The organism is Allobosea sp. 05T422_2 (assembly GCF_056396265.1).
Genome location: NZ_JBFTLD010000327.1, coordinates 1 through 6,824, shown reverse-complemented (window position 1 = coordinate 6,824; position 6,824 = coordinate 1). Strand labels below are relative to the sequence as shown.

7 protein-coding genes are annotated in these 6,824 nt (G+C 65.3%); 4 read left to right on the top strand and 3 right to left on the bottom strand.

Annotated elements, in window-relative coordinates; translation table 11 throughout:
- The first annotated feature begins 163 nt into the window (after nt 1-163).
- Both AC1DJT_RS32695 and AC1DJT_RS32690 read left to right on the top strand, forming a co-directional pair.
- Nucleotides 164-1,228 (top strand): threonine aldolase family protein, encoded by a 1,065-nt coding sequence (locus AC1DJT_RS32695; protein ID WP_476835705.1) that lies wholly within the window; start codon nt 164-166, stop codon nt 1,226-1,228.
- Nucleotides 1,229-1,314: 86 nt separating this feature from the next.
- Nucleotides 1,315-2,268 carry a hypothetical protein gene (locus tag AC1DJT_RS32690; RefSeq protein WP_441504338.1) on the top strand — a complete coding sequence of 318 codons (954 nt, stop codon included), beginning with the start codon at nt 1,315-1,317 and terminating at the stop codon, nt 2,266-2,268.
- An 84-nt stretch (nt 2,269-2,352) separates the two neighbouring features.
- Here AC1DJT_RS32690 and AC1DJT_RS32685 read toward each other — a convergent pair whose 3' ends face one another.
- A complete protein-coding gene (locus AC1DJT_RS32685; RefSeq protein ID WP_441487913.1) occupies nt 2,353-2,820 on the bottom strand; it encodes an Hsp20 family protein in 468 nt (155 codons plus the stop codon).
- A 193-nt stretch (nt 2,821-3,013) separates the two neighbouring features.
- Here AC1DJT_RS32685 and AC1DJT_RS32680 point away from each other — a divergent pair, with 193 nt between their 5' ends.
- The gene (locus tag AC1DJT_RS32680; protein ID WP_441504339.1) at nt 3,014-4,069 is read left to right on the top strand and encodes an alpha/beta hydrolase; all 1,056 of its coding nucleotides are present in this window, start codon (nt 3,014-3,016) and stop codon (nt 4,067-4,069) included.
- Here AC1DJT_RS32680 and hisN read toward each other — a convergent pair.
- Together hisN and AC1DJT_RS32670 are read right to left on the bottom strand one after the other, a co-directional pair.
- A complete protein-coding gene (gene hisN / locus AC1DJT_RS32675; RefSeq protein ID WP_069879102.1) occupies nt 3,974-4,756 on the bottom strand; it encodes a histidinol-phosphatase in 783 nt (260 codons plus the stop codon). The genes AC1DJT_RS32680 and hisN overlap by 96 nt on opposite strands.
- Nucleotides 4,757-5,096: 340 nt before the next feature.
- A complete protein-coding gene (locus AC1DJT_RS32670) occupies nt 5,097-6,017 on the bottom strand; it encodes an N-formylglutamate amidohydrolase (protein ID WP_441504340.1) in 921 nt (306 codons plus the stop codon).
- Between the two features lie 255 nt (nt 6,018-6,272).
- On the opposite strand from AC1DJT_RS32670, the gene cpdR reads away from it, so the two are divergent.
- The gene (cpdR, locus tag AC1DJT_RS32665) at nt 6,273-6,632 is read left to right on the top strand and encodes a cell cycle two-component system response regulator CpdR (RefSeq protein WP_476835704.1); all 360 of its coding nucleotides are present in this window, start codon (nt 6,273-6,275) and stop codon (nt 6,630-6,632) included.
- Nucleotides 6,633-6,824: the final 192 nt, after the last annotated feature.

The window sequence follows — 6,824 nt, the reverse complement described above, 5'->3', positions numbered from 1 at the left end:
TTTCGATGGCGACATTTCCGGGATGAAAGGCACAGTTGGGTCGCACGCTTCTTGTCCGAAGGGCTTATACCGGCGGCGGCCGGTCCGGGCTCAGTCGCGCCGTGCAAGGCGTCATTCCGGCCTTGCGCTTGGCAGGGCGCGCCCGCCTCGCTAACGCTCGTTCATGAACTTCATCAGCGACAATACGGCGGGTGCGAGCGCCCCGGTGATGGCCGCGATCGCGGCCGCCAATGACGGCGCAGCGGCCGCCTATGGCACCGATATCTGGACCCAGCGCGTCGAACGGCTCTTTGCCGAGCTGTTCGAGCACGAGGTCTCGGTTTTCCTGGTGACCAGCGGCACGGCTGCGAACGCGCTGGCGCTGGCCTGCCTGACGCGCCCCTGGGGCGCGGTCCTGACCCATCAGGAAAGCCACGTCGCCGATGACGAGTGCGGCGCGCCGGAATTCTTCGGCGACGGCGCCAAGCTCATCGGCCTGCCCGGTACCGGCAACAAGATCACGCCTGAGTCCGTGACCAAGGTCTTGGCGCGGATGCGCGAGGGGGCGCTGCATCAGGTGCAGCCGCAGGCGGTCTCGATCGCGCAGGCAACCGAATGCGGGTTGGTCTATCGTCCCGACGAGGTGCGGGCCCTGAAGCAGGCGGCCGAGCCCCGCGGCCTGAAGCTGCATATGGATGGCGCCCGCTTTGCCAATGCGCTGGTCACGCTGGGCTGCTCTCCAGCCGAGATCACCTGGAAGGCAGGCGTCGACGTCCTGTCCTTTGGCGGCACCAAGAATGGCGCCTGGGCGGCCGAGGCCGTGGTCTTCTTCGATCAGGCCTTGGCTGCTGAAATGAAATGGCGGCGCAAGCGGGCCGGTCATACGCTTTCCAAGGGCCGGCTGATCGGCGCACAATTCGAGGGCCTCCTGGCCGGCGGCCATTGGCTGGCGCTGGCGCGCCACGCCAACGCGATGGCGTCCCGGCTGTCCGAGGCGGTTGCGAGAGGCGGCTCGGTGCGGTTGGCCTGGCCCTGCGAGGCCAATACGGCGTTTCTCGTCCTCGATGCTGCAACGCAGGAGCGGCTGAAGGCGGCCGGGGTCGGCTATCACGCCTGGTCCKACACCGCGCTTCCCGACGATGCAGCGCTTGCATCGGGCGATATTGTCGGTCGGTTCGTGATGTCCTTTGCGACGCGCTCCGAGGATGTCGAACAGCTGATATCGCTGCTGAACGCGCCGTCTCGCTGAAATATCCCCTGATTGACGCCGCATGGGTGCCGTAATCCCTAAGGAAGACTGAAGTCCCCGTTCGGTTCGTTAACAAGGATGGAGATATGGCTTCTGTTTCGACCGCGCGCTCGCGCGCCGCGCTGATCGGCCTGGCTGTTGCCGGCGCGCTGGCGGGCTCGGCCGGTGGAGCCGCCGCGCAGTATTATTACGACTATGGCTACGAATATGTGCCGCGTCGCGCTTATGGCTATGGCTACGGCTATCGTTATGCACCGCCGCCGCCTGCGCCGTTGTCTTCACGGAGCATCGCCGAGATCGCCATCCGCGAGCACAGGCTCGCCCAGGTCGACCGCACCACGCGCACCGAGTCCGATTTTGTGGTCGATGGGCGCATGGCGAATGGCCGGCGCGTACGGCTGATCTTCGATCGTTTCAGCGGCGATCTCGTCCGGCGGGTGAACCTGCAGACTCCTGAACGAATGAGGGGACCCCCCCCGGATGTCGCGCGCGTCGATCCGCGTGAGCATGCCCCGGCTCAACCGCGGTTGCTGCCGCTCCCGCCGGAGCGCCCCGATTCGCTCAAGGCTCCGGCTGAGGCGAACGCGCCTGCCCAAGTCGTTCCGGCGTCCCCGGCCGCACCGATGCCGGCTCCTGAACCGGAGAAGGCGCCAGCTCCTCCCGCCGAGGCGAGCGCGCCTGCAACGGTCATGCCCCCGTCTCCGGCGGCGCCGACACCGCCAGCCGAACAGGCAAAACCTGTCGAGCAGGCTCCTGCCCAGGCTCGTGCGCCAGCAACCGAGGCTCCGTCCACGCCGGCAACACCCGTCGCGCCGACGCCGGGCCCGACCACCCCATCCGGCGAGGAGAAGCCGAAGCTGGTGAACCCCGACGATGTTCGCGGAACGGAGACTCCCGAGCACAAGCCGCCGCTTGCGAAGGCTGAATCGCCGGAGATCAAGGCTTCGCCGGTCGAGCTGCCACCGGTCCAGATCGAGGATCCGGCGCCCTCCACACCGCGCCCGGCGACGCCTGCCGTTCCGGTCGCGCCTCTCGACTGAGAGACGATCGCCAATTCCAGGCGTGAAAAGGGCGCCCCCGGAAACCGGGGGCGCCCTCTGTCTGCCAGCCCTGGGCTGGGCGTGTTACGCGGCCTTCGAAACCTTGGCCTCGAGCACCTTGGCGGGTTTGCCGCCGATGGCGATCTGGCGCGGCTTCTTGGCCTCGGGAATCTCGCGGACGAGGTCGATATGGAGCAGGCCGTTCTCGAGGCTCGCGCCGGTCACCTGGACATAGTCGGCGAGCTGGAAGCGGCGTTCGAAGGCGCGTGCGGCGATGCCCTGATGCAGGACTTCGCGCTTCTCGGCGCTTTCGGAAACCTGCTTCTCACCGCGTACGGTCAGGGTGTTTTCCTTGCTTTCGATGGCAAGGTCGCTGTCGGAGAAGCCGGCGACCGCGATGGAGATGCGGTAGGCGTTCTCGGCAGTGCGCTCGATATTGTAGGGCGGATAGGTCGGCGCGGTTTCAGCGCTGGTAGCCTGGTCGAGCAGGTTGAACAGACGATCGAAGCCAACGGTCGAGCGATAGAGCGGGGAAAGATCGAAGTGACGCATGATGTCCTCCAGAAGAAGCGACGTTTGGTCGAGCCTGCCTCGTCTTGAGCACAGGCCCCATTCAGGTTCACGCAGCCGGTATCGGCCTGCGTAACCAGGAATTGGGGAGCGATTTCAGCTTTTCAAGAGCTGCCTCGAGCGGGCATAACCGAGGGCATCCGCCCGGGACTGTCGCCGCGATTCGGAGCGCCTGATGGCCGAGGCCGAGCTTTTTTCCCTCCCCGACTACCCGGTTCCCGGGCATGGCAAGGTCTGGCTTGCCCTGGCGCGCGACGGGGCCAGGCTCCGCTTCGCGAGCTGGCACCCGACAGTAAAGCGGGTGCGCGGTACTGTCGTGATCATCCAGGGGCGCGCGGAGTTCATCGAACGCTACAGCGAGACGATCGCCGAGCTGCGCCGCCGCGGTTTCCACGTTCTCGCCTTCGACTGGCGCGGCCAGGGCGGTTCGCAACGCTTCGTCTCGCGTGAACGCAAGGGGCATGTCGGCGGTCTGCGGCATTACGAGACCGACCTCGCACTTGCCATGGCGGAAATGCAGGCCCGGCTGCCGCCTCCCTATTTCGTTCTGGCGCATTCGATGGGGGCGGCGCTGTGCCTCGACGCCGCCCGGCGCAACGCATTGCCGGTCTCGCGACTGGTCGCGCTCGCGCCCATGCTCGGCCTCTCCATGGTCGAGCGGCCACGGGCGGCGAGCTATCTCGCAAGCGTGCTGTACTGGCTCGGCCTCGGCAGCGCCTTCGTGCCTGGCGGCGGTGACACGGCGATCGCGACCAAGCCATTCCAAGGCAATCGGCTGACGAACGACCCCGTCCGCTATGCCCGGAACGCCGCGCTTTCAGCGGCGGCGCGCCATCTCAGCATCGGCGATCCGACTGTCGGCTGGGTCAGGACCGCGTTCCGGTTGATGAACCGGCTGGCGGCTCCCTCGGCGCCCCTAGAGGTCAGGGTGCCGACGCTGGTGATCGCAGCCGGGCGCGACCCGGTGGTCTCGACGCCTGCAATCGAGCGCTTCGCGGCGCGGCTGAAGACCGGTTCGGCATTGATATTGCCGACTGCGCGCCACGAGATCCTGATGGAAACGGATGCCGTCCGCGCGCAGTTCTGGGCGGCCTTCGATGCATTCATTCCCGGCGAAGCGATCGCCGGGCCCGGGTCAGCCGGCGAGCAGGGCGAGGGCGGCCTGATGCAGGGTCCTGTTGGCGGCGGCGATGATGCGTCCGCCCTTGGCGGCACTGCCGCCATCCCATGAGGTGACGATTCCGCCGGCGCCTTCGACGATCGGGATCAGCGCGACGATGTCATAGGGTTTCAGCCCGCTCTCGATGACGAGATCGACATGGCCCGAGGCCAGCATGCAATAGGCATAGCAATCGCAGCCGTAACGGGCGAGGCGCACCGCGCTTTCGACGCGCAGATAGGCTTCCTGCTCGGCACCTTGAAACAGTTTTGGGCTGGTGGTCATTACCGTCGCGGTGGCCAGCTCGCCGTTCTGGCGCGTGCGCAGCACCCGTGGCCCGCCCGGACCCTCATAGCGTGCCTGTCGGCCGTCGCCGGAATAGCGCTCGCCGGTGAAGGGTTGGTGCATCATGCCGTAAACCGGAACGCCCTCGCGGGTCAGGCCGATCAGCGTGCCCCAGACCGGGATGCCGGAGATGAAGGCACGGGTGCCGTCGATCGGGTCGAGCACCCAGACATATTCGGCCTCACCGTTCTCCGTGCCGAACTCCTCTCCGAGCACGCCATGCTCGGGGAAATTGCGCTTGATCAGGTGGCGCATCACGTTCTCGCCGGCGCGGTCGGCCTCGGTCACGGGATCGAACACGCCGCCGCAGGACTTGTCCTCGGTCGCATGCTTGGCGCGGAAGAAGGGCAGGATCGCCTGGCCGGATTGGGTCGCGAGTTCCGCGACGAAGGCGCCGAAATCAACCGCACTCATCTTTGCTCTCCGGAGCTGCGCGATGCTGCGCAGCAAAAATGCAGGATCCAGCCTGCTCGCTCGGTTCTTCTAGCGGCGCTCGTCGTCGGAAAACAAGGAATCTGACGGAAAATCAGCAGTTTTGGATTGCGTGCGGCGCATGGCTCATAAGATCTTCGACAARGGCRCTTGCTTTTTTGCGCTGCACAGTCATATTGTGCACTGCGAAGGGGCGATCACCTCAAGCCTTCGTTTGCCCTCCTTGGGCGTTTCCTCCCTAGACTTGGGCCGCCACGAAAGTGCGCGGCCCTTTTTTCTGCGCTGCGCCGATACTGTCATCGCAAGCCTCTGAGAAAACAGGCTATTCCGCAGCTTCGCGCCAATCGTCGAGCCAGCCGCTCCAATGCGCGAAGCACTCCGCCATGGTGGTGCCGATCGCCTGCTCCAACTCTGCAAAACCGGTATGCGGCTCCAGGGTCGCTTCGTTCATGTAGAGGGACCGGTTGATCTCGATCTGCAGGGCATGCACGCCTGAGGCTGGCGCGCCGTAATGCTCGGTGATGAAGCCGCCGGCATAGGGGCGGTTGCGCGTGACGCTGAGCCCGCGCCGACGAAAGGCTTCCTCGGCGATGTCGATGATGTAGCCAGCGGCGCTGGTGCCGAAGCGGTCACCGAGAATCACATCCGACTTGGCGAGCCCGTCGCGGTCGAGTCCGGTCGAGGGCATCGAATGGGCGTCGACCAGAATGCAGGTGCCGAATGCGCCTTGCGTGCGCTGGACCAGGCTGCGCAGCCCGGCATGGTAGGGGCGATAGAGCTCGTCGATCCTGGCGAGTGCTTCCTCCACCGGAATCTTGCCAAAATAAATCTCGTGCGCGTCTCCGACGATGCGTGGAATTGTGCCCAGCCCCCCTGCGACCCGCATCGAGCGGGTATTGGCGAAGGCGGGCAGGCGGCCGTCGAACATGCGCGGGTCGAGCTCATAGGGCTCGCGGTTCACATCGAGAAAGGCACGCGGAAATTCGGCGACAAGCAGCGGCGCGCCAAGGGCGACCGTCTGCGCGAAGAGGCGGTCGACATAGGCATCCTCGGAGCGGCGCAGCGAGCGCAGCGGCAATCGTGCTCGCTCCACGAAGCCGGGAGGGTAGCGACGCCCGGCATGCGGCACGTCGACCACCACCGGCACGACCTGGAGCGGCGGCTGATAGAGGCTGAAGGGGCGCTCGATCTCGACGACGATGTCGGCGGCTTCAGCGGAGAAATTACCGGACGAGATGGTCATGCGGGACAACTGAAGCACACATTGCCGGGCGGATGAAGCGATCTCGAATCCGGCGCTGAATCGAACATCGCGTTCACGCGTTGTTTACCATGTTGGCGCGTTATACTGCGATAGTGTTCCAAGCGCTCCGGGCAGGCGATAACGCTTCGCGGCGTTGGCTCGGAATGCCGAATCGGGCGAGACGAAACAGAGAAGGGGTTGTCCGGGGTGGGCGGCCTCTATCGATAGGCCGAACGGGACGGACGAAGCAGGCCCATGACCAAGATACTTCTCGCTGAAGACGACAACGACATGCGCCGCTTTCTGGTCAAGGCCCTGCAGAATGCGGGCTACGACGTGGCGTCGTTCGATAATGGGCTTTCAGCATATAATCGCCTGCGTGAAGAGCCCTTCGAACTGCTGCTGACCGACATCGTCATGCCSGRSATGGACGGCATCGAGCTGGCGCGGCGCGCCACCGAGCTCGATCCCGACATCAAGGTGATGTTCATCACAGGTTTCGCTGCAGTTGCGCTCAACCCCGATTCCCAGACGCCGAAGGACGCAAAAGTGCTGTCCAAGCCGTTCCATCTGCGCGAGCTGGTGAACGAGGTCGAGAAGTTGCTCGCAGCCTGAGCGCTTTTTGCAATCAAGCGTCTTGCAAGGCGCGAAATGAGCGGCTATAGCCCGCTCAACCTCGCAACAGGGACACGCCGCAAGGCCGAACCTGTTCCGACTGCCAGGACAGATTATCGTCACGGCATGACGGGCGCGTAGCTCAGCGGGAGAGCACTACGTTGACATCGTAGGGGTCACAGGTTCGATCCC

Bases quoted from the DNA above. Each gene is read 5' to 3' on its own strand.
- AC1DJT_RS32690 (WP_441504338.1), top strand. From the start codon at position 1,315: ATGGCTTCTGTTTCGACCGCGCGCTCGCGCGCCGCGCTGATCGGCCTG.
- AC1DJT_RS32685 (WP_441487913.1), bottom strand. From the start codon at position 2,820: ATGCGTCACTTCGATCTTTCCCCGCTCTATCGCTCGACCGTTGGCTTC.
- AC1DJT_RS32680 (WP_441504339.1), top strand. From the start codon at position 3,014: ATGGCCGAGGCCGAGCTTTTTTCCCTCCCCGACTACCCGGTTCCCGGG.
- hisN (WP_069879102.1), bottom strand. From the start codon at position 4,756: ATGAGTGCGGTTGATTTCGGCGCCTTCGTCGCGGAACTCGCGACCCAA.
- AC1DJT_RS32670 (WP_441504340.1), bottom strand. From the start codon at position 6,017: ATGACCATCTCGTCCGGTAATTTCTCCGCTGAAGCCGCCGACATCGTC.